We start from the raw sequence: 22,805 nt of genomic DNA, 5'->3' as shown, positions 1-22,805 counted from the left end.
CAGCAGATAGAGGACTTGATCGCCCCGCCGTATACTTGAACCACAGGAGGCGCACGGAGCTTCATCCTGAGGAAGAATTCAAGAGGAGTGAGGGAGAACACGTTATGAAGACACAACCCCAAGCGGGTAAGGGCGTACGGATATCGGAGATACCGGAAGGCACGGTTCGAAAGCGCAAGTCCGTGTTGTACAATCTTGGCAAGTACAAGGTACTTTACCTGATGTTTTTGCCAGGCATTCTGTTTCTGCTGGTAAACAATTATATGCCGATGTTCGGCGTTCTGATCGCATTCAAAAATGTAAACTACGCGGATGGAATCTGGGGAAGCCCGTGGAGCGGGTGGGACAATTTTAAATACCTGTTCTCGACCAGCGATGCATGGGAAATTACGCGAAACACCCTTGCATACAACACCGTGTTTATTGCACTCAATCTTACTGTCGGTGTAGGTCTCGCCATTTTGCTTAACGAAGTTAAAAACAAAGCGATGTCCAAACTGTATCAGTCGCTGATGTTGTTACCTTATTTTCTATCGATGATTGTGGTTAGTTATCTCGTTTTGGCTTTCCTCGGCAAGGACTCGGGATTCATGAACTCAACCATACTGCAAATGTTCGGAGGACAGCCAATTGACTGGTACTCGGAACCGAAGTATTGGCCGTACATCTTGCCGCTTGTGAATACGTGGAAAAATATCGGTTATTATGCCGTCATTTATCTGGCCGCTGTTGTGGGCATTGATGAAGAATATTATGAAGCGGCTGTGCTGGATGGTGCATCGAAGTGGCATCAGATTCGTTTTATCACCATTCCGTTTTTGATCCCGCTGATTGTTATTATGACATTGCTTCAGATTGGCCGGATCTTCTATGCAGACTTCAGCTTGTTCTATCAGGTTCCGCTGGAATCGGGCGCGTTGTTCCCTGTAACCAACGTTCTTGATACGTATGTATATCGGACATTCCTCATTGGTGGAGACATCGGGATGTCATCTGCGGCAGGTCTATATCAAGCGATTGTCGGATTTGTACTGGTGCTGGTGTCCAACACCATCGTCAGACGGATCGACAAAGATAATGCACTATTTTGAGAGGAGGCAAGTCAGTTGTGAAAACACGTGATCCATTAGCTGTATCCAAGCGTTCTGCTGCTGTTATTCATTTCATGTTTTTATTCTATGCCATTGCCTGTATCGTGCCGATCATACTGGTCTTCGCCATCTCTTTCTCCGACGAGACAACGGTTATTGCGAATGGCTACAAGCTTATACCGGAGCAATTCAGCCTCACGGCCTATGAATTCCTCTTTAAAGATATGGATCAGATCATCCACTCGTATGGAATTTCTATCATCGTAACGGTTGTTGGTACGGTTACGAGTGTTGCGCTGACCGCATTATATGCTTATCCACTATCACGAAGAGATCTGCCATACCGAGGCTGGTTCGCCTTTTTCATCTTCTTCACGATGTTGTTTAACGGTGGACTTGTTCCCTGGTATCTGGTTTACGTCAACGTGCTGGATTTGAAAAACTCGATTCTCGCTTTGATCTTGCCGTTGCTCTTATCACCGTTCTTTGTACTTGTCATGCGTACTTTCTTCGCGAACTCCATTCCCGTTTCGATTCTGGAATCGGCACGTATCGATGGAGCAGGTGAATTGAAAACGTTTTTGCGAATTGTACTGCCGCTTTCATTGCCGGTTATGGCAACCGTCGCGCTGTTCAGTACGCTGAACTATTGGAATGACTGGTATCTTAGTATGATTTTTATTTCGGATAACCGGACGATCAGCCTTCAGTACCTTATGTACCGGACGCTGCTCGATATTCAATATTTAACAACCAACTCTAACGTTTCTTCACAGATCTCATCGCAGGGCGGACTTCTAAATCTGCCAAACAAAACGTTGCAAATGGCGATGGCTGTCGTCGGTATCGGTCCAATCGTACTGGCGTACCCGTTCTTTCAGCGTTACTTCATCAAAGGTCTGACAGTAGGTGCTGTGAAAGGATAACTCCGGCCGGTTAGGGAGGGAGTATGGTCAATCGAAGATAGACGAAAGGGCATATACAGAAAGCTTGCCGTTTATGAGGAATTGGGGAAGAACGGTAAACGTGTGGAAGACAAGGGTCCATTATATGAACAGGAGGGGTTCAATTGGTTCAATCGTTAAAAGTATGGTCACGTATGACGGCGGCGGCCATGGCACTGGCACTGGTGCTTGCAGGCTGTTCGTCAGACAAGGGAAACTCTGCAACACCTGGTGCTGAGGGCAGTACGCCGAACACAAACAATGAAAAGCCTTATGAGGTTTCCTTGTTCTATCCGGGAACACCTCAGAAAGATGTCGCTCTTGTGGAAGCAGAAATTAATAAAAAGATGGAGCCCAAGATTGGGGCAACCATCAAAATTAATGCTGTGGACTGGGGACAGTGGGATAACAAGCTGAACCTGATGATCTCATCAGGGGAAAAAGCAGACATTATCTTTACCGCTGCTTGGCAGAACTACACGGTAAACGTGGCGAAGGGCGCATTCTTGCCGCTGAATGAACTGCTTGATAAATACGGTCAGGATATCAAGAAAAATCTGGACCCTGCTTTCCTGGAAGGTTCCCAGGTAGATGGCGTGAACTATGGTGTACCAACGAACAAGGAGCTTGCTGCCACACGTGGCGTGCTGGTGCGCAAGGATCTGGCTGATAAATACAAACTGGACCTGACAGCAGTTAAAACATGGGCTGATTTGGAACCACTGCTCAAAACAATTAAAGAGAACGAACCGTCTGTTACTCCGTTCTACATGTCCAATACGAATGGTAATGGACTCTTGGAAAATCTGGATTGGGATTACCTCGGTGATGCATCTGTACCTGGCGTAATCTCTAAGACCGCAGGAGAGACTACCGTTTTGAACGAGGTGGAAACACCGGAATTTAAAGAAGCAGCCGAACTTGCACGTAAATGGTATCAAGCGGGTTACATCAACAGTGATGCAGCTACGTCCAATGTATTCCCGAAAGATCAGGCGAAAGCCGGTAAAGCTTTCATGTGGACGGATGGTATGAAGCCAGGTAAAGACAAGGAAGAGGAAGGTTATGTAGGACATCCGCTCACGCAAATTGAGATGACCAGTCCAACGATTACAACTGGGGATGCCTCTGGTGCAATGCTTGCGATCTCCCGTTCTTCCGAACAACCGGAGAAAGCAATGCAAGTCATTAACTTGTTACACTCTGACAAAGAAATTAACAATTTGCTCAACTTCGGTATTGAAGGCAAACACTATGTAAAAGTAGAAGGTCAAGAGAACATCATTAAGTTGCCTGACGGCGTAGATGCAAACAGCCGTACCTACAATCCAGGTGCACAATGGCAACTGGGTAACCAGTTCCTGAACTATCTGTGGGATAACGAAGATCCACAGAAATGGGAAAAGTTCAAAGAGTTTAACGCAAAAGGTGTAAAATCTCCTGCCCTTGGTTTCACGTTTAACAGCCAGTCGGTTAAAAACGAAATTGCGGCCGTAAATAACGTCAACAAACAATTTAAGCCGGGAATGACTTCGGGTGCCGTTGATCCGAATGAAATGATTCCGAAGTATTTGGAAAAATTAAAAGCAGCAGGCATCGATAAGATTATCGCAGCCAAACAAGAGCAACTGGATGCATTTTTGGCTCAAAAATAGTAAAAAAGCTGTCCTGAGAGATCGCATGATTCCATCATCCAATGCATCTCATCAGGCAGGACTCCAAAAAGGGATGTTATCGGTAAAAACCGATAACTCCTTTTTTTCGTGTCTGGATCGTTAATCAAAAATAGGAAAAATATGATATAATCAGGTGGTTGATTAGGAGGTGCTTTCGTGTCGAGAACCAGGCTTGTGTTCTCAGGGGGATTATTGCTGTTTGCCATCATCTTTACCTTTAAACATCATCTCGGTTTCTCAGTAGGGGATTCGCTGTTATTATTCATTGGTATTTCTCCGTATACCACATCCTATTTAAGTGGTGTACACATCACGATGTACTTTGGACTTGGAATGCTTGCCTGTGGATATTATCTTACGCGTAAAGAGATCATGTGTACGTTTCCACTTGTGGCAAAAACGTTATGGATTGCTGTTCTGGCTATCATACTCTGTTATTCATTTATGACAGACAAGTTGATGTACGTGGTGAAATGGGGAGCAACAGGTATGAATAGCATATCTTACATGCAGAATGACAGCTCATGCACCTATGATGTGTCATCTAATGGATATGCCTTGGCAACCTGTGAATTGACGCTGAAAAATTACAGTAACTCTGCGGTTGCTGTAATGGTTAAACCTGATTTGTATGGAAGCTATTCAAATCAGGATGATCCGCTGTCCGAATCATTACAGTCGGTTCATCTAGAGGCGAGACCGATTCGGATTGAGCCGAGGAAGACATTCACGGGTACACTTAAATTTTCAGGTGTGGCGGAAAGCCCGCTCGAAGTGAGGGGCAGATTGAAGGATATTGTATTAGATGTGGAAGTCGATGGAAGAAATACGGTTTTTGATTATGACATTCCTTAGTTCGTGATAAACAGACTCTAGTTTCAAGTACATAACATATATAATGAATCACTTGCAGAAGGAAAACATAAAAAAAGCTTTGCTTATACGGACGGAACCGGCAGATATGCCGGTTTTTTTCGTGTACAGAAGTTGAATTTAGTGCTGATAAATTGGTTTTATCTCCTTTTCCACAGGGGAGACAATGTTTAGGATAGATAGTGGGGCACTCTATTGATTTGGTTTGCCCGTGTGCAAGAAATAGATTGTAATTACAACCAATTTGATTACAATTAATGTCACGATATAAGTTAACTCTTTTTTACACGTTAACGGAGAGGACAGAAAAAACCTAGAAAAGCGAAGCGGTCGCCTTTATCACCGGATTTCCCCTTTTTTAAAAAGGAATCAAAAAATCTGGGGATAACAGCGAATGGAAGGTTATTCTGTCATCGGAGTGGATTGTGTAAAATCGTTAGTTCCACTTCTGTAGTAAAAGTAAAAAAACAAATAAAGCGAGATGAAACTTCCATGTCATACCGGACAAATCTGTTTTCCAAGATGGTCATTTTAATTCTGATCATGCTTATTCCCGTTGTGCTCCTGTACTGGTATTCCAATCATAAAACAACAGCCGTACTAAGGACTGAGCTTAATCGTTCGAACAGCAATCAGCTTGAATTTTTCCAGAATCAGGTCAATACCCATATTGAATTATTATCCTCTTGGCCGAACCTGCTGATTCATGACCCCGATATTGCGAGCTTTCGGCGCATATTTGCGGAGAGCCGTTATTTTGATCTGGATGCCATCAATCTCGTCAAGCGAATCCAGAACAAGCTGAGTATTCAGGAAAGCTCATCTAACTGGGAGACCAAATTATATCTGTACTCTCCATCGCTTGGCAGGGTGATCTCGGAACGGGATGCCCGTACTTATGACAAGCAGGCTTTAAAAGAAAGCCTCATCTCTGGCTGGGATGTGCACAAAATCGAGGATGGGCAGAATGATCGGTTCAAATTCAGCTGGATTACGGTGTCACCTTATGGCATCGAGAATCCTGCGGAGAATGCAGAAACGATTATCAAGCTGGAGTTCGATAGCGATAATATCCGTGACATGCTCGATAAATTCAAAGGCGACGGCAGGCATGACCCGTTCTATTTTCGCGAAGGGACTGGGGTGATCTATAACCGGACATCAGATCGTACGTTAACTAATCAATTAATCAAAGAATTATCTAGCCATACACTGCAAGACGTAGAAAATCGCACGATCGTCATTGGAAATGAGCCATACATGGTCAATTCTGTGAAATCGAGTACAACCGGCTGGTATTTGGTCGATTACATGCCGCTTTCAGATATTTTGAAACCGATTCACCAGTCGAATCAGCTGTTTTATTCTGCAATGATTTGTCTGCTGCTGATGAGTTGTATTGCGGCGTACTTGTTATATGTGCAAGTTCAAGTACCGGTAAAGCAACTGATTCGCGGTTTCCAGCGATTGAAGCAAGAAGATTATTCGGTTCGTATTGAGCCCAAAGGCCGTAATGAGTTCAGTTTTTTGTCTGAACGTTTTAATTCCATGGTGGAAAAGATTCAGCAGTTGTTTGAGCATGTATACCTTGAGCAAATCCATGTCCGGGAAGCACGTTTAAAGCAATTGCAGTCACAGATTAACCCGCATTTCTTCTATAATTGTTTTTCATTCATTACGAGTATGGCGAAGCTGAAGCGAGTCGATGCCGTTGTGGCTATGTCGCATAATCTGTCGAGGTATTACAGGTACACCACAAGACAGGAGCGGGATGTTGTTCCGTTATCTGAAGAGATTGAATTTGTGACCAACTATCTTGAAATTCAACGTATGCGTATGGAACGTATCCACTACACGCTGGATCTGCCAGAAGATATGTTGCGGATTGAAGTGCCTCCGCTAATCGTACAACCTCTGGTTGAAAATGCGGTCATCCATGGTATCGAAGCGGATGCAGAAGCCGGAGAGATCCGGGTGTCCGGTGAGCAACGAGGCGGTACACTTTTTTTGATTGTCGAAGATGATGGTCAAGGAATGACGCAAGAAGAGCGAGAAGCGATGTTGATCAAACTTGCAGGTACTATGGATCAGGAGATGGGCTGCGGATTGTGGAACGTGAATCAGAGGTTACAACTCAGGTATGGAGGGAAGGGTGGCATTGAGCTGGCGGAATCAGAGCTCGGGGGAGTTCGTGTGACCTTGTCATGGCCAGTGGAACAGCAACCTCTGCTGAAAGACAAAGAGTGAATATAAGGGACTAGGGAGTGACCACATTGATTGATATATTGCTTGTGGATGATGAAACATATGTAACAGAAAGTTTGGAGTTAACGATTCCTTGGGGGGAACTTGGAGTCACGACGGTGTTGCGTGCAGCATCGGGCAAGGAAGCGCTGGAGATTATGGAAGAAAATGCAGTGGATATCGTCGTGACGGATATTCGCATGCCAGGTATGACAGGCCTTGATCTGATTGCGGAAGTAAACCGGCGCTGGCCTCATGTGCGCTGTATTCTGCTGACAGGTCACAGTGATTTTGATTATGCTAAAAAGGCAATTCAATTACAGGCGGCTGACTATATTTTAAAACCTGTTAATGATGATGAGTTTATGAATTCGGTATCAGCGGCGATTACCTCTCTGCGGGATGAGTGGGATGAGTTCGACAAATATCATCGTCTGCTGTACAGTCGTAAATCCGACTACAAGATTCTGAGAGAGAATCTTATGCATGATTTGCTGCTTGGCCGAGAGGTTTCGTCGAAAGCGCTGCGCGAGCAATTAGAGCAATATGAGCTTCATATAGAGCCGGAACACCCTGCTGCGATGATGCTGATTCGTCTTGCTGGACGTTTTGCATCCATGGATCAGCAGTCCATTGATTTGATGGATTTTGCTGTTGGAAATATCGCCGAGGAAGTGCTCGGGGAGACCTATCATGTCTGGTTCAGCCGTGGGCCACATGATTGCTTGGTGATGTTCCTGCAGAACAGGGAACAGGCGGAAGAATCCCTGCTGGTTAACAGTCCATTACGTAATGTCGCCGAGACCTTCCGGGAGCATGTGGTGCGTTATCTTCAAGGAGATTTATCCATCGTTGTGACCCCTCCGTTTCCTTTTAAAGAACTCACCAACGTTTATCGAAAAAGCCTGGGTTCTCTTGTTCTTTCGGGACCGGAAGAACACAAGATCATCTATGTGGATATGGAAAATACCATAAACAAGCGCCCCGAAAATGATGCGGCTCAGGCTCTTGAAGAGTTGTACAAGCCACCGGTACTGCCGCAGCTACTGGAGACCAAACAATGGGAGACAGCAGCCGCCAAGTTGAATGCCGTTTTTGATGCGGCGGATCAGGTTTGCTTGTCCAGAGAGTATGTGTATGAGATGTACTTGTCGGTTACCAATGCTTTTATGTACATCGCCCACAAACAGGGTCACTTGGTGCACGAGATCGACCATGCGGGGTTTGACTTGTTGCTGGCTCATCAATTGATCCAATCTCCAGAGAAGCTAAGGCGCTGGGCCATGGATATGCTGGCGAAGCTGCAGGAGGAATTGTCCGATCAGGAGGGAGCACAGAGTCGTAGACATGTCATTAAACAGGTGCAGGAACTGGTGACCAGAGACACCGGGCAAGACCTCTCCGTGAAGATGATTGCGGATAAAGTCTATTTACATCCGGTATACCTTTCGAAAATATATAAAGCAGAGACAGGCGAGGGTCTGGGAGATTATATGATTCGCATGCGTATGGAACGGGCACTGTATTTGCTTAAAAATACGAATAAAAAAATATATGAGATAACGAGTGAACTCGGATATCAAAATCCGCAATATTTCAGCAAAATGTTCAAAAAACATTATGGGTTAACACCGAATGAATTCCGGGATCAGACATAAATACAACATCATTCGAGCATATAGGTTGGCAAAGGTGCAGAAATCTTGATTTCGTATCATAGGCTGATGTACCTGACCCGTCCTATAATGAAAGGGTAACCAAAACGATTTAAGGGGGAACAACATGAGAGCGCAATCAACGAAAAAGAGATTCTTGTCGCTTCTCGCTACAACGCTGTGTCTGACTGTCGTGCTTGCAGGATGTTCAGGTGGCAATGAAAGCAAAGAGAGTGCAACACCCAGCTCCACAGGAGCTCAAAATGAATACAAGGAAAAGTATGATCCAGCGGTAACGATCACGACGGCATGGGGGATTGACCCGGAACTGAAATTTAAAAACGGTGAATCCATGGAAAATAACGTAGCTACCAAATGGGCAAAGGACAAATTTGGTATTGATATCAAATCCCTGTGGTCCGTGACGGATACGAACAGTGCATTCGCAACAAAATTGCGTTTGGCGATGTCTTCCGGTCAGGAAATGCCTGATATCGTTACGGTTGGACAACCGGACAATCTGGTGGCTCAAGACTTAATTGACTCGGGTATGTATCAGGAAGTTGGACCATTGTTCGATAAATATGCTTCAGACACATGGAAAAAAGCGATGGAGCAAGATCCAAACGTATGGAATCAATACAGCCGTGACGGTAAAAGAATGGGTATTCCCGTACTGGATTACGCATACAACAACGACTACCTGCTCTGGATTCGTCAAGACTGGCTGGATAAGCTGAATATGAAAGCACCAACAACCATTGACGAGCTGGAAGTGGTTATGGATGCATTCAAAAACAAAAATCCGGATGGTCTTGCGCCGGATAAAGTAACACCCCTGAGCATTGGTTTCAAGAAATCCATGAATACATGGATGGGTGATCCATCTTGGATCTTCGGCGCTTATGGTACACTGCCTTCCCAATGGAATGTAGGTGCAGATGGCAAGCTGGAGTATGGTTCGATTAACTCAGGCATGAAACAAGGGTTGACAAAACTGAATGAATGGCTGACAAAAGGATACATTCCTCAGGAAGCAGCGCTGTGGGATGAGAACAAAACGGCTGAGCCGGCAGTGGCAGGTACAGCAGGAATTATCCCTGGCCCTTACTGGATGAGTGGATGGCCATTGATCGATACCGTGAAGAACGTACCAAGTGCCGTATGGAAGCCCATTGCTATCCCGGCTGGACCCGATGGTAAAGCAATGCGTCACGGAACACAGTTTGTTAACGGTGTGACATTGATCAAAAAAGATATGGCACATCCAGAAGCATTCTTTACGTATCAAAACTACCTGTTTGATAATTATGCAGATCCGAAGCCAGGAAGTGAATATGATAACGGTTTGTTTGATGGATACGACTATCAATTGGATGCCAACGGCAAACAGAAAAAACCGGATGAAATCGATGGTGGATATGTCAACGTCGTACGTTACCTGCTTGTTCGTGACGGCGCGCGTATTCCGGATGCTCAGATGAAAGCATTGATGAATCTTGCAGACGGTAAAGAGCCGCAAACGAAGCTGGAAAAAGACGTAGCAGTGAACTACGGACCTGAAACGCCTGCAGCAGCGAAAGTGTTGCTGGAACAGAAAGATATTTCTTTCAAAGACATGTTCACAGGGCCTACAACGAAAACGATGAAGTCCAAACTGGATTACCTCAACAAAATCGAGAACCAGACCTTTAATGAGATCATCTATGGCAAGAGTCCGGTCGATTCGTTTGATACCTTTGTTCAAACATGGAAATCCGGTGGCGGCGATCAGATCACTCAAGAAGTGAACGAATGGTATGACGGCGTGAAAAAATAATCGGCTATACACGATGAAAATGTAAAGCCAAACGTGACGCACAGACGATAAAAGTCTGTGCGTTTTTTCATTTTTCAAACCTTGAAGAATGCATAAAAAACCTGCGAAACGGGGGAATACAGCTCCAAGAGTCCCTCTTTCCAGTACATGTCCAAAGTAGTTGCTTTTGTGCCATTTATATTGCTTTTATGCGCTGTTTTGGGGTGCTGGTAGGTTGATATAATTTGCCTATAGAGCCACTCAGGAGTACTTGAGTAGGAAGAATTACAGGGGGAGCAATCATGAGAACTTTAAAACGAACTTGGCCATTCCACGTAATGCTGCTGCCAGCCATCATCTTTCTGATTATTTTCAGTTATGTGCCTATGGGCGGAATCGTTATGGCATTCCAGGACTACAAACCATGGATGGGTATCAGCGGCTCGGATTGGGTCGGGCTTGATAACTTTAGATATTTATTTGAACGTGATGATAGTTTGCAGGTTATCTGGAATACCCTCATCATCGCGGTACTCAAACTGATTTTTAATTTGTTTGTCCCGTTTGTGTTCGCCATTCTGCTCAATGAAGTTCGCAAGATGGCCATTCAGCGTACGATCCAGACGCTCGTATATCTGCCTCACTTCTTGTCCTGGGTTATCCTGGGCGGAATTCTGCTTGATCTGTTGTCGACGGGAGGACTTGTAAACCGGGTGCTCGGCACATTTGGCCTCGGACCCTACTTCTTCCTTGGAGATAACAGTTTGTTCCGACCAACGATCATTTTGACGGATGTGTGGAAGGAATTCGGGTATAACATGATTGTTTTCCTGGCTGCCCTCGCCGGCATTAACCCGGCGCTGTATGAAGCGGCAGAGATCGACGGAGCAAACCGCTGGAAGCAAACGCTCCACATTACGATTCCGTCACTTGTACCGATGTTGATGGTCGTTGGAACGCTGGCTTTGGGTAACGTACTCAATGCAGGATTCGATCAGATTTTCAACTTGTACAATCCGCTCGTATATCAATCAGGAGACATCATCGATACATTCGTATACCGCTCGGCGTTGGAAAATGGAGAGATGGGCTTTGCAACCGCAATTGGATTGTTCAAATCGGTCATTAGTATGGTTCTGATCCTCGTATCCTACAGCCTGGCCAAGAAATACGCCGGATACCGCATATTCTAATCGAATGAACAGAGAAGGAAGGGACTACGATGTATCATAAATCACCATCATATCGCATTTTCAATGTCATCAATATCAGTTTTCTTATTCTGATTGCTATCATGTGTATTGTGCCAATGATTCACGTACTGGCTGTATCTTTCAGTAACAAGGCTGCGGCAGATGCAAATCTGGTCAGTCTCTGGCCGGTAGGGTTTTCCCTCGAAGCCTATAAAAAAACAATGAATAATCCGATTTTCCTGAACTCACTCTGGATTTCACTACTTCGTACCGTCATTGGTACAGGTATTACACTCCTGATTACTTTCCTGGCGGCATATCCGCTATCCAAGGAAAATAGTGAGTTCAAAGGCAGAACGGTATACTCCTGGATTTTCGTCTTCAGCATGATTTTCAACGGCGGTTTGGTACCGTTCTACATGGTTATTCAAAAGATTGGTCTAATGGATTCCTTCTGGGTGCTGGTGCTTCCGGGTGCAGTCAATACGTTCCTGGTCATCCTGATGCTTAACTTCTTCCGCGGCATTCCGAAAGAGCTGGAAGAGGCGGCACTGATTGACGGAGCGAACCATTTCAGAACCTTGTTCAGCATCTTCCTGCCGATCTCTATGCCTTCCATTGCAACGATTGCACTGTTCAGCATGGTGTTTCACTGGAATTCGTGGTTTGACGGTCTCTTGTACATGAACAATGCGAAAGATTATCCTTTGGCAACCTTCATGCAGACGGTCATTATCAAACGTGACATGAGCACGATGGCGATGAATCCGCAGGAAATGGCAACGATCTCGCAAACGACGGTGCGTGCAGCCCAAATCTTTATCGGAAGTGCGCCGATTCTCATTGTGTATCCATTCCTGCAACGTTTCTTTGTAAAAGGTATGACACTGGGCTCAGTAAAAGGCTGAGCCTCAATCCCTAATCACTGGAGGCTGATATTTTGAATTCATCAACCAATCAACCATTTGTTCTCGGCATGGATGTGTCATTTATGGACGAGATCGAACAGCATGGGGGAACATATCGTGATGTGGATGGCAAAGAAGAAGATCTGCTGACCATTCTCAAATTAAATGATACTAACGCTATCCGGCTTCGCATCTGGAATGATCCCGTCGGCGGATACTGTAATCTGGAGCGCACGGTAGAAGTAGCCAAACGAATCAAGGCACAGGGATTACAGTTTCTGCTCGATTTCCATTACTCTGATCGCTGGGCTGATCCCGCGAATCAGTGGAAACCGAAAGCATGGGAGAACCTGTCCTACGAACAGCTTAAACTGGCTATATGCACATATACGGCGGATGTGCTTCGCACATTGAAAGAACACGACGCTTTGCCGGATATGGTTCAGGTTGGTAATGAAATTACGCCAGGCATGTTATGGGATGATGGACGTGTCGGTGGTGAAGAGCATGATACAGACGAACAGTGGCAACGTTTTGCAGGGCTTGTGAAGTATGGTATTGCAGCGGTTAAATCCGTTGATCCCTCCATTCAAATCATGATTCATATTGACCGCGGCGGCGACAATGCCGAAAGCCGTAAGTTCTATGATCGTTTCGAGGCGTTAGGTGTAGAGTTTGATGTCATCGGTCTGTCTTATTATCCTTGGTGGCATGGAACGTTGGATGCCTTGCGTGACAATTTGAATGATCTTGCCAAACGCTACGGCAAACCAATTAACGTGGTTGAAACGGCATACCCGTGGACGCTGGAACAGCCAGAAGGCATCGAATGGATCATGAATCAGGAAGACATGCTGCTGCCAGGTTATCCTGCAACGGTAGAAGGACAAACCCGATATCTGAAGGATATGTTACAGATTATTCGTGATGTTCCCGGCGGTCTGGGCCATGGATTCTATTATTGGGAGCCTGCGTGGATTCCGAGTAAAGAAGAATGGTCTGTGGGGCACCCGAACAACTGGGGTAATCTGACGATGTTTGATTTTAAAGGGCGCAAGCTTGAATCATTTAAGGCGTTAACTGCGGCGCAAGAATTGAATGTTACAACTTTTGTTTAAAAGATATGCATTAGGTAAATTATCGTAATTCAACAGCAAGGGAGTTTTTCATAAATGACGTACAAATTTCCACCCGTAAGTTCCAAAGCCCCGCACATGCTTCATGGTGCTGATTACAACCCGGAGCAGTGGCTTCGTTATCCAGAGGTACTTGAAGAGGACATTCGTTTAATGAAACTGGCGAAGTGTAATGTGATGTCCATCGGTATTTTCTCCTGGGTATCCCTAGAGCCGGAAGAAGGCGTGTATACGTTTGAATGGCTGGATCAGGTGCTGGACCGTTTTGCCGCGAACGGGATCTATGCGTTCCTCGCAACACCAAGCGGTGCCAGACCGGCCTGGATGTCGGCAAAATATCCTGAAGTGTTGCGTGTCTCGGAAAATCGGGTTCGTAATCTGCATGGTTTCCGCCATAACCACTGTTATACCTCTCCGGTGTACCGGGAAAAAGTAACGGCGATGAACAGCAAGCTGGCGGAACGTTACTCGGATCACCCGGCTGTCATCGGCTGGCATATCTCGAATGAGTTCGGAGGAGACTGTCATTGTGATTACTGTCAGGAAGCCTTCCGCGGCTGGGTTCAAAACAAGTACAAAACACTAGATGAATTGAATCATGCGTGGTGGACAACATTTTGGAGCCATACGGTAACGGATTGGAGTCAAGTCGAGTCTCCGGCACCACACGGCGAAACTCAGGTTCATGCGATGAATCTGGACTGGCGTCGTTTCGTAACGGATCAGACAGCGGATTTCATTGTTCATGAAACGAAGCCACTCAAGGCGAAAAATCCAAATCTGCCGGTAACGACGAATCTGATGGAGTTTTACGGCGGTTTGAACTATTGGAAGTTCGCAGACATTCTGGATTTCCTCTCTTGGGACAGTTATCCGACATGGCATGATGCAGAGGACGATGCGAAACAGGCATCCCGGATTGCGATGATGCATGATATTGTTCGTTCAATCAAAGGCGGACAGCCTTTCCTGCTCATGGAGAGCACACCTAGTTCTACGAACTGGCAGGATGTAAGCAAGTTGAAGCGTCCTGGCATGCACCTGTTGTCCTCCTTGCAGGCGGTAGCTCATGGATCAGATAGTGTTCAGTACTTCCAGTGGAGAAAAAGCCGCGGATCAAGCGAGAAGTTACACGGTGCGGTAGTAGACCATGTAGGCACAGAGCATACCCGTGTGTTTCAGGATGTGACCGATGTAGGTACAGCACTGCAGAGCATGGAGGATATTGTAGGAACTACGGTTCCTGCTGAAGTTGCAATTATCTTTGATTGGGAGAACCGCTGGGCTGTCAATGACTCCCAAGGTCCACGCAACATCGGGGTGAAATACGAGCAGACGGTAGAAGCTCACTACGAAGCGTTCTGGAAAAAGGGCGTAGCGGTTGATGTCATCGATATGGAAGCTGATCTATCCAAGTACAAAGTGTTAGTGGCGCCGATGCTTTACCTCGTTCGTGAAGGAGTAGGCGAACGGATCGAGAAGTTTGTAGAGCAGGGCGGTACATTTGTGGCAACCTACTGGTCTGGCATTGTGAACGAAAATGATCTGTGTTTCCTGGGTGGATTCCCTGGACCGCTTCGTAAAACGCTTGGCATCTGGTCAGAAGAGATCGACGGATTGCATGATCGTGAACTCAATGGAATTATTCCAGCGCAGGGGAATGAACTGGGACTCACTTCGGAGTATGATGCAATTGAGCTTTGCAACCTGATCCATCTGGAAGGTGCGAGGTCACTGGCCGTGTATCGTTCCGATTTCTACGCTGGGCGTCCAGCATTGACGGTAAACGAGCTTGGCTCAGGGAAAGCTTATTACATGGCTGCTCGAATGAAAGCGCCGTTCTATGATGACTTTTACGGCAAGCTGATTGCTGAACTGGATCTGGAGCGTGGTCTGAAATCAGACTTGGCTGCAGGGACTACTGCACATGTTCGTACCGACGGTAATTCCGATTATGTGTTCATTCAGAACTACACCGAGCACGAGAAACAGGTTCAGTTGGACGGTCCGTCGTATACAGATGTACTTAGTGGAGAAGCGGTTGAATCAAGTCTGGACTTACAGCCATACGACATTCGTGTATTGCGCAGAGCGGCGAATCGTAAGTAAGTTTAACGGGAGATATGAATAGGGCATTGGAGTTTATCGGAAACATGAGCCTTAGGAATGCACTCCGATAAATGAACGAATGTTACACCTAGAGAGATATTAAAATGGATTGTCTTGAGCCTTCAAACAGGTGCCAGGACAATCCATTTTATTTTTTCTTTTATGGGACTTGAGGGCTTTTTTTGGACAATATAAAGGATAATCGTGTCCACGTAGCGAAGACAAACACGTAACTTGTCAACTTAAGACTTTCATTGTCTGGGAGGAATTGAAATGAATCAGAGAAATCTGGACGGCAACAGCATTATTATTCGGCTGGAAATGACAACGAAAGATATCAAGTTTGGCGAAGTGGCCTCGGCCATCTCGGAAGCTGGAGGAGACATTATTGCCATCGACGTCATTTCGACCAATCAGGATGTCAGTGTGCGCGACTTGACTGTCGCGGTCACCGATTCACAGGATAACAGCAAAATTATAGAAGCAGTACGCCAGCTTAAAGGCGTGTCCATCGTTAACGTATCAGATCGTACATTCCTGCTGCATCTGGGCGGCAAGATTGAAGTTACACCGAAGACACCGATTCACAACCGGGAAGATCTGTCCCGTGTGTACACACCGGATGTGGCTCGGGTATGTTCGGCTATATCAGAAGAGCCCGGCAAAGCTTTTTCATTAACGATTAAACGGAATACCGTAGCGGTGGTTTCTGATGGTAGTGCAGTGCTTGGACTTGGTAATATTGGCCCGCGTGCAGCCATGCCGGTAATGGAAGGTAAGGCGATGCTGTTCAAACAATTCGCAGGTGTGGATGCGTTCCCGATCTGCCTGGATACACAGGATACCGAAGAGATCATTCGCACTGTGAAAGCGATATCACCTGCATTTGGCGGCATTAACCTTGAGGATATTTCTTCTCCGCGTTGTTTCGAGATCGAACGTCGGTTAAATGAAGAGCTTGATATTCCGGTATTTCATGATGATCAGCATGGTACAGCCGTTGTATTGTATGCAGGTCTGATCAATGCGCTCAAACTGGTTGGCAAGTCTATCGACGAGGTGAAAATTGTCGTGTGTGGCATCGGAGCTGCGGGTGTAGCTTGCAGTAATATCTTATTATCTGCAGGAGCGAAGCGGCTGATCGGTGTGGATCGCGACGGAGCGATCGTACGTACGAATTCTTATGATAATGATGTATGGACGGAATATGCGGCACGTACCAATCCCGATCTGGAGACAGGTTCCCTACGCGAAGTTATCCGTGATGCCGACGTATTTATTGGATTGTCCCGCGGTAATCTATTGACACGTGAAGATGTGCAGACAATGGCGGACAATCCTATCGTATTTGCCATGGCGAACCCGGTACCTGAGGTTATGCCGGCTTTGGTTGAAGATATTGTTGCGGTCATGGCAACCGGACGTTCGGATTATCCGAACCAGATTAACAACGTGCTTTGTTTCCCAGGTATGTTCAGAGCTGTTCTCGATTGCCGGGCGACGGAAATTAATGAAGAGATGAAACTGGCTGCTGCTCAAGCGATAGCCTCATCCATCTCAGATGAAGAGCGTACGCGTTATTACATTATCCCAAGTGTATTTAATGATAAGATTGTCAAATCGATGCGCAATCGTGTTATTGAAGCGGCAATCAAGACAGGTGTGGCGAGACGTGTCCCGCGTGAACAAGCACGTGAAGGCGGAGAATCCTGATGACATTAGATTCATCCACTAATGAAAGCATTTTGGAAGCGGCTCGTATCTTTGTGCAAGAAGAGGCTTCCAAACATTCCGACGGACATGACTGGACACATATTCAGCGTGTCACTGCCCTGGCGGTCAGGCTAGCACGGCACATGGGTGCAGATCCGTTTGTATGCCAGCTGGCTGCACTATTGCATGATGTACCGGATGAGAAGCTCAATGACAGCTTGGAGGCCGGTATGGCAAAGCTGAACACTTGGCTGGACAACCAGCCACTACTAGAGCCTTCCACACGGGAAGTGGTAGTAAACATAATCAGTACGATATCCTATGCGGGTGGGCAAGGGGCTGCAGTCGACTCGTTGGAAGCACAAGTGGTGCAGGACGCAGACCGGCTTGATGCGCTGGGGGCGATTGGAATTGCCCGTACGTTTGCCTTTTCAGGAGCCCGTGGGCGTGAAATGTATGATCCATCCTTACCGCCGCGGGAACAGATGACCCGCGAGGAATATCGCAATGGGCGCAGCACTACGATCAATCATTTTTACGAAAAGTTATTCAAGCTTAAAGATCTGATGAATACATCCTACGGCAAGGAACTGGCGCAGCGGCGTCATGAGTATATGGTGCAGTTTGTGGAGCAGTTCAAGCAGGAATGGGAAGGCACGGACGTATAAATGTATAGAAGGTCACCATAGGTCTTTAAAGGCTAAGTGGTGACTTTCTTTCTTAGATTAACCCTTACATAACCAAGGTTCAGGACAAAAGAAACGGGAAGGAAGCTTCTTCTGTCTTCGTAGTGGCGGTATAAATAATTTACTTATTTGAAATCGTGTCTAAGACTTATGAGAATGAAGATGCAAAGCCATAAGCTCTCATGGTACAATAAATCGTTCTCCTGAACTCATTCGGGCAAAATAAGAAATATGGGGTAATAATGAACATGATCATCATCAAACGTAAACGAACAGGTCGGGAAAGAGGAGGGAGATGCCATGTCATTTGGAGCACGTGTACTTAAGACAGGTATAGCGGTCACGCTGGCTTTATATCTGAGCAGTTTGTTCTTGAACCCGCAATCTCCTGTGCCTGCCGCGATCGCAGCGATATTTGCCATGCAACCTTCCATCTATCGTTCATGGAAGTATTTCCTTGATCAGTTGCAGACGACCACGCTGGGCGCAATTGTAGCGCTACTGGGTGGGATGGTGCTGTCCAACGAGCCCATTGCCGTGGGCTTGATTATTGTGCTGGTTATTATGATTTGTCTTAAATTAAATATGGGTGAAACGGTTGGGCTAACACTGGTCACGGTGGTATCGATTATGGAAGCTTCAGGAGATTGGCACTTTGCGCTGAATCGCTTCTTGCTAACGCTTGTGGGCATTGTATCCGCCTTTCTGATTAATATCTCGGTGTTCCCTCCTAAACCGAAGGTGCAGTTTGTGAAGCAGATTCAGAGTGTGTTTAATGGGATGTCACTGCTTCTTCGTACATCGATCTCCGATGAGATCAAAGAGGTTGTTTTCCGGGAAGAGAAAAGCAATCTAGGCGGATCGATCAAGTCTTTATCTGACAAGTATCATTTGTTTGAAGAAGAGCAGAAGAAGATGAAACGTGCCAAGTTCAGTGAAACCCGTCAGATGGTTGTATATAAACAAATGCTGTTAAGTTTGCAAAAAGGATACGATGTACTGGATTCGGTAGAACGCCATTACTTTCAGGCACAGCGGACACCGGAAATGGATTTGTTTTTTGATACCCATCTCGAACGGGTTATTAAATTTCATGAGCATGCCTTGCTCAAATTTGAAGACAAACTCAAACCAAATGGCGAAGAGGCCGCACTGTTTGTAACCGAGAATGATCATTTCATGGAACAGGCCATTACCCAGTTTGATGTCGATAAGGACGGCATGTTAAGGTTATCTATTGTGGCTGCAGCTATATACGATTACGGATATCAGCTGGAGCGGTTGAATCGACTTGCGGACCATGTGCGCACTTCAAGTGAAGATAAAGAGTCGCATGACCACATGCTAAATTGGCTGAAATGGCCTTAGATGGCAAAATAAGATACAATATAGGCAATATAAAGCCCGGACAGTAGCGTCCGGGTTGTTTGTTCTATCGGTGAATGCAAGTGACTTGAATCGCTGAGAATCGATAGGAATCAATGGTAACCATTATGAATGAACTGAGGGGTAGAAATGGAGATCAAGCAGTTGGATGCAGAACTGTTGGAATGGTTAGGCGGAAGCGATCTGGAGAGCAAACAGCATGAAGCGATGCAGTTACTAACCGTCACTGGTGGACAATGGCCTCATCTGGCGATGATCAGCATGGGAGAAGTTATCGCTATAAGCCCTGATTGCCTTCGGTTGGCGCTCTGGCAAGGGACACAAACGAGTATGAATATGATGGAAACGGGTAAGGCTACGTTAATTGCAGTGCATGGTCAGCGTATATTGCATATTAGGCTTGAAGTCCGTTTACTTCCTGAACTCGGGGACACGATTCACCCGCGAGATCGGTATGAGTGTAACATCCTTCATATTCGGATCGATCAGGCACCATATGCAGAAATTACGTCTGGTATTACGTTTCAATTAAAAGATCAAACGGGGGCATTAGCACGCTGGAATGCAACCATTGAGGAGTTGAGGAAGTAGAGGGACAGGCACATGTGGGTAATACTGTGTGACGCGGTAAAGCTCCTAGATCAATGAACAAAGCGACAAGACCACAAGCAAAAATAACAAATAACGTCTCCGCTTGCATCGGGACGTTGTCACTGGTACAATATAAAATGGTTTTCAGAAAATTAGAATTAATTAACATAAAGTTAAAATGTTTACTTTCTAATAATTATACCATTGCCTTTTCGGGCTTGTCAAATGGATATTCGAAGACACAATCCGGGGAAAGAGAGGCGCATAACATATGAGTAATGAGCAACAGTGGAACCAGGAACAGGAGCGGGTGAATACCGTGACTGATCAGATTGAGCGCAAAATCGCTACATTGGAAGAAGAGGTAGGCTCCTTCCGTGACGAAGTGGTCGGGATGCGTAAGGATTTCTGGGATGAAGTCACAATGAACTTTAGTGAAGCCGATGATGTCGGGGAGACGTCAACGAGTATGCGGCAACAATCGCAGGTTTTGTCCGATCGTGAACGAAGTCATCTGAATACAGCTGCGGCTTTGGATAAAATGAAACGACTGCATCATTCACCTTATTTCGGACGAATTGATTTCAAGGAGGATGGATACCCGGAATCGGAACGTATCTATCTGGGTATTGCATCCCTGCTGGACGAGAAGGAGGAGTCCTTCCTGATCTACGACTGGCGTGCACCGATCTCCAACCTGTATTATGATGGTGCGCCTGGACCGATCTCTTACCGTACCCCAAGCGGCGAGATTAGTGGAGAGATAGAAATGAAACGTCAATTCGTCATTCGGGATGGGCGTATCCGTTTCATGTTTGATACAGGGGTAACGATCGGAGATCAGTTGCTTCAGGCTGTGCTGAGCCGAACGTCTGATGCACAGATGAAGAGCATTGTGGCAACGATCCAGAAGGAACAGAACCGGATCATTCGTAATGACCGGACGCGTATGCTGATTGTTCAGGGCGCAGCAGGAAGTGGCAAAACCTCTGCCGCTCTCCAGCGAGTCGCTTATCTTCTCTATAAATACCGCGAGCATTTGCAAGCGGATCAGATGGTTCTTTTTTCACCGAACCCGATGTTTAACAGTTATGTATCTACGGTACTTCCAGAGCTTGGGGAAGAGAATATGTTGCAGACGACGTTTCAGGAGTATCTGGAACGCCGTTTGGGACGGGAATATCAGCTTGAAGACCCATTCATCCAGCTGGAATATGTGCTGACAGGAACGGAGGAGCCTGGTTACGATGCACGAATGTCCAGCATACGATTCAAGTCCTCTGCATCATTTTTGAAAGTCATTACACGTTATAAAGAAAGCATGTTAACGGGAGGCATGAAATTCAAGCCAGTTCGTTTTCAGGGTAAGGCGATTGTCGATGCGGAAGCGATGGCAGCGAAATTTTACAGCTTCGATTCGTCTGTCAAACTTGTTAGCCGCCTGGAACTATTACGCGATTGGTTGCTTAAGGAACTTTCGACGTTTGGTAAAGGTGAACTAGGTGCACCGTGGGTTGATCAGCAGCTTGATCTAATGGAAGCGGAAGATTTGCAGCGCGCTTACCAACGCTTGAAACGTAAACAAAGGGGCAAATCACATACGTTTGATGATTTTCAGCAAGAAAGAGAGATTCTGGCGAGAATGGTGGTCAGTGACCGACTGAAGCCTTTGCGCAAATGGATCAAATCACTGCGTTTTGTGGATGTCCGTCAGTTGTATGCAAACCTGTTCGAGGATCAGGCGCAGATGGTTCGTCTGCTTGACAGGGAACCTTTGCCTGTCCACTGGGAAGAAATCTCGACCATGACGTTACGCAGATTAAGGATCCAGGAGTTGGCTTATGAGGACATTACGCCGTACCTGTATTTGCGCGAACTGTTGCTGGGATTCCATATTAATTCGAACATTCGCCATGTCATTATTGATGAAGCTCAGGATTATTCTGCCTTCCAGCTCGCTTTTATGAAAAGACTCTTTCCACACGCGAAAATTACGGCTCTGGGTGACTTTAACCAGGCTATTTACGCCCATTCATCCGTACTCAGCGGCACTGGACCATTAAGTGACTTATACGGGCCAGAGAACACGGAGGTTATTGTGCTGACACGCAGTTACCGCTCTACGATGGAGATAGTGGAATTTACACGCGGCATGGTTCCTGGTGGGGAGGAGATCATCCCGTTTAACCGAAATGGAGAGAAACCTAAAGTCATCGTGACTTCTGATTCAAAGCAGCATGTGCAGCAAATTACGGCAGATCTTCATCATCTGATGCAGGAGGGGTATGAATCCGTAGCGGTCATCTGCAAGACGGCAGAAGAGAGCCAGGAAGTACACAACCTACTAAGTCAAAAGCTGAATACTGCCCCTAAGCTGATCAAAAAAACAACGCTGGCTTTTGAACAGGGCGTTCATGTGATTCCTGCTTATTTGGCGAAAGGTGTGGAGTTTGACGCAGTCTTAATCTATAATGGCTCCGCTGATGCCTATTCCCGTGAGCAGGAACGTAAGCTATTCTATACCGCCTGTACCCGGGCAATGCATTTACTGCATGTATACTCTTTAGGAAAACCAAGTCCATTTATCACCTCACAGTCAGAAGAGTGGTACGAGATGAAAGATATCCCTGCAACTCGTGTGGAGTAAAAAGAGCACTAATCTCCGAGCGATATGTTGGGGTGAATACTCTTGCAAGATGAGGTCAGCCAGACATGTTCTGGTTGGCCTTTTTTTGTGTATGCTATGAAGAGAAAGTTGCTAACAATAGTGACATAAGCAGACATATCTTAGTTGTTATTGAT

16 protein-coding genes are annotated in these 22,805 nt (G+C 46.0%); all 16 read left to right on the top strand.

Going from position 1 to position 22,805, the window contains the following annotated elements; translation table 11 throughout:
• Nucleotides 1-104: 104 nt before the first annotated feature.
• The 16 genes from H7T88_RS19255 (at nt 105) to helD (ending at nt 22,650) form a co-directional block, all read left to right on the top strand.
• On the top strand, nt 105-1,091 hold the full coding sequence (locus H7T88_RS19255) for an ABC transporter permease (protein WP_186809556.1): 987 nt from the start codon (nt 105-107) through the stop codon (nt 1,089-1,091).
• A 17-nt stretch (nt 1,092-1,108) separates the two neighbouring features.
• Entirely contained in the window at nt 1,109-2,017 is a 909-nt protein-coding gene (locus H7T88_RS19250) for a carbohydrate ABC transporter permease (protein WP_221789903.1), read from the top strand.
• Nucleotides 2,018-2,160: 143 nt separating this feature from the next.
• Nucleotides 2,161-3,690 carry an ABC transporter substrate-binding protein gene (locus tag H7T88_RS19245; protein ID WP_090924404.1) on the top strand — a complete coding sequence of 510 codons (1,530 nt, stop codon included), beginning with the start codon at nt 2,161-2,163 and terminating at the stop codon, nt 3,688-3,690.
• Between the two features lie 177 nt (nt 3,691-3,867).
• A complete protein-coding gene (locus H7T88_RS19240) occupies nt 3,868-4,566 on the top strand; it encodes a hypothetical protein (RefSeq protein WP_221789901.1) in 699 nt (232 codons plus the stop codon).
• A gap of 510 nt (nt 4,567-5,076) precedes the next feature.
• Nucleotides 5,077-6,831, top strand: coding sequence for a sensor histidine kinase (locus H7T88_RS19235; RefSeq protein ID WP_221789899.1), 1,755 nt, complete (start codon nt 5,077-5,079; stop codon nt 6,829-6,831).
• Nucleotides 6,832-6,857: 26 nt separating this feature from the next.
• Nucleotides 6,858-8,486, top strand: coding sequence for a response regulator (locus H7T88_RS19230; RefSeq protein WP_221789897.1), 1,629 nt, complete (start codon nt 6,858-6,860; stop codon nt 8,484-8,486).
• 124 nt (nt 8,487-8,610) lie between these two features.
• Nucleotides 8,611-10,302 (top strand): type 2 periplasmic-binding domain-containing protein, encoded by a 1,692-nt coding sequence (locus H7T88_RS19225; RefSeq protein WP_221789895.1) that lies wholly within the window; start codon nt 8,611-8,613, stop codon nt 10,300-10,302.
• Nucleotides 10,303-10,583: 281 nt separating this feature from the next.
• The gene (locus H7T88_RS19220) at nt 10,584-11,474 is read left to right on the top strand and encodes an ABC transporter permease (protein WP_090924409.1); all 891 of its coding nucleotides are present in this window, start codon (nt 10,584-10,586) and stop codon (nt 11,472-11,474) included.
• A 29-nt stretch (nt 11,475-11,503) separates the two neighbouring features.
• Nucleotides 11,504-12,382: a carbohydrate ABC transporter permease gene (locus H7T88_RS19215; protein ID WP_090924410.1), complete on the top strand. Its 879-nt coding sequence runs from the start codon at nt 11,504-11,506 to the stop codon at nt 12,380-12,382.
• Between the two features lie 32 nt (nt 12,383-12,414).
• A complete protein-coding gene (locus tag H7T88_RS19210; protein ID WP_260511014.1) occupies nt 12,415-13,500 on the top strand; it encodes a glycoside hydrolase family 53 protein in 1,086 nt (361 codons plus the stop codon).
• Between the two features lie 54 nt (nt 13,501-13,554).
• Complete coding sequence (locus H7T88_RS19205; RefSeq protein WP_312027642.1) at nt 13,555-15,627, top strand: beta-galactosidase; 2,073 nt, start codon at nt 13,555-13,557, stop codon at nt 15,625-15,627.
• 273 nt (nt 15,628-15,900) lie between these two features.
• Nucleotides 15,901-17,340 (top strand): NAD-dependent malic enzyme, encoded by a 1,440-nt coding sequence (locus H7T88_RS19200; protein WP_154886469.1) that lies wholly within the window; start codon nt 15,901-15,903, stop codon nt 17,338-17,340.
• Nucleotides 17,340-18,008 (top strand): HD domain-containing protein, encoded by a 669-nt coding sequence (locus H7T88_RS19195; protein WP_221789893.1) that lies wholly within the window; start codon nt 17,340-17,342, stop codon nt 18,006-18,008. Before H7T88_RS19200 ends, H7T88_RS19195 begins: the two co-directional genes overlap by 1 nt.
• Nucleotides 18,009-18,326: 318 nt before the next feature.
• A complete protein-coding gene (locus H7T88_RS19190; protein ID WP_221789892.1) occupies nt 18,327-19,394 on the top strand; it encodes an FUSC family protein in 1,068 nt (355 codons plus the stop codon).
• Between the two features lie 147 nt (nt 19,395-19,541).
• Nucleotides 19,542-20,003, top strand: coding sequence for a pyridoxamine 5'-phosphate oxidase family protein (locus H7T88_RS19185; protein ID WP_221789889.1), 462 nt, complete (start codon nt 19,542-19,544; stop codon nt 20,001-20,003).
• 271 nt (nt 20,004-20,274) lie between these two features.
• The gene (gene helD / locus H7T88_RS19180) at nt 20,275-22,650 is read left to right on the top strand and encodes an RNA polymerase recycling motor HelD (RefSeq protein WP_221789888.1); all 2,376 of its coding nucleotides are present in this window, start codon (nt 20,275-20,277) and stop codon (nt 22,648-22,650) included.
• The last annotated feature ends 155 nt before the right edge of the window (nt 22,651-22,805 follow it).

This window comes from Paenibacillus cucumis (ex Kampfer et al. 2016) (assembly GCF_019748695.1).
Taxonomy (GTDB): domain Bacteria; phylum Bacillota; class Bacilli; order Paenibacillales; family Paenibacillaceae; genus Paenibacillus; species Paenibacillus polysaccharolyticus.
Note: the sequence above shows the minus strand (reverse complement) of the source record. Positions and strands in the feature narration are given on the sequence as shown.

What these genes read in the sequence shown, in the direction of transcription:
- H7T88_RS19255 (WP_186809556.1), top strand. Translation starts at nt 105, where the DNA reads ATGAAGACACAACCCCAAGCGGGTAAGGGCGTACGGATATCGGAGATA.
- H7T88_RS19235 (WP_221789899.1), top strand. Translation starts at nt 5,077, where the DNA reads ATGTCATACCGGACAAATCTGTTTTCCAAGATGGTCATTTTAATTCTG.
- H7T88_RS19225 (WP_221789895.1), top strand. Translation starts at nt 8,611, where the DNA reads ATGAGAGCGCAATCAACGAAAAAGAGATTCTTGTCGCTTCTCGCTACA.
- H7T88_RS19220 (WP_090924409.1), top strand. Translation starts at nt 10,584, where the DNA reads ATGAGAACTTTAAAACGAACTTGGCCATTCCACGTAATGCTGCTGCCA.
- H7T88_RS19215 (WP_090924410.1), top strand. Translation starts at nt 11,504, where the DNA reads ATGTATCATAAATCACCATCATATCGCATTTTCAATGTCATCAATATC.
- H7T88_RS19205 (WP_312027642.1), top strand. Translation starts at nt 13,555, where the DNA reads ATGACGTACAAATTTCCACCCGTAAGTTCCAAAGCCCCGCACATGCTT.
- H7T88_RS19200 (WP_154886469.1), top strand. Translation starts at nt 15,901, where the DNA reads ATGAATCAGAGAAATCTGGACGGCAACAGCATTATTATTCGGCTGGAA.
- H7T88_RS19195 (WP_221789893.1), top strand. Translation starts at nt 17,340, where the DNA reads ATGACATTAGATTCATCCACTAATGAAAGCATTTTGGAAGCGGCTCGT.
- H7T88_RS19190 (WP_221789892.1), top strand. Translation starts at nt 18,327, where the DNA reads ATGTCATTTGGAGCACGTGTACTTAAGACAGGTATAGCGGTCACGCTG.
- H7T88_RS19185 (WP_221789889.1), top strand. Translation starts at nt 19,542, where the DNA reads ATGGAGATCAAGCAGTTGGATGCAGAACTGTTGGAATGGTTAGGCGGA.
- helD (WP_221789888.1), top strand. Translation starts at nt 20,275, where the DNA reads ATGAGTAATGAGCAACAGTGGAACCAGGAACAGGAGCGGGTGAATACC.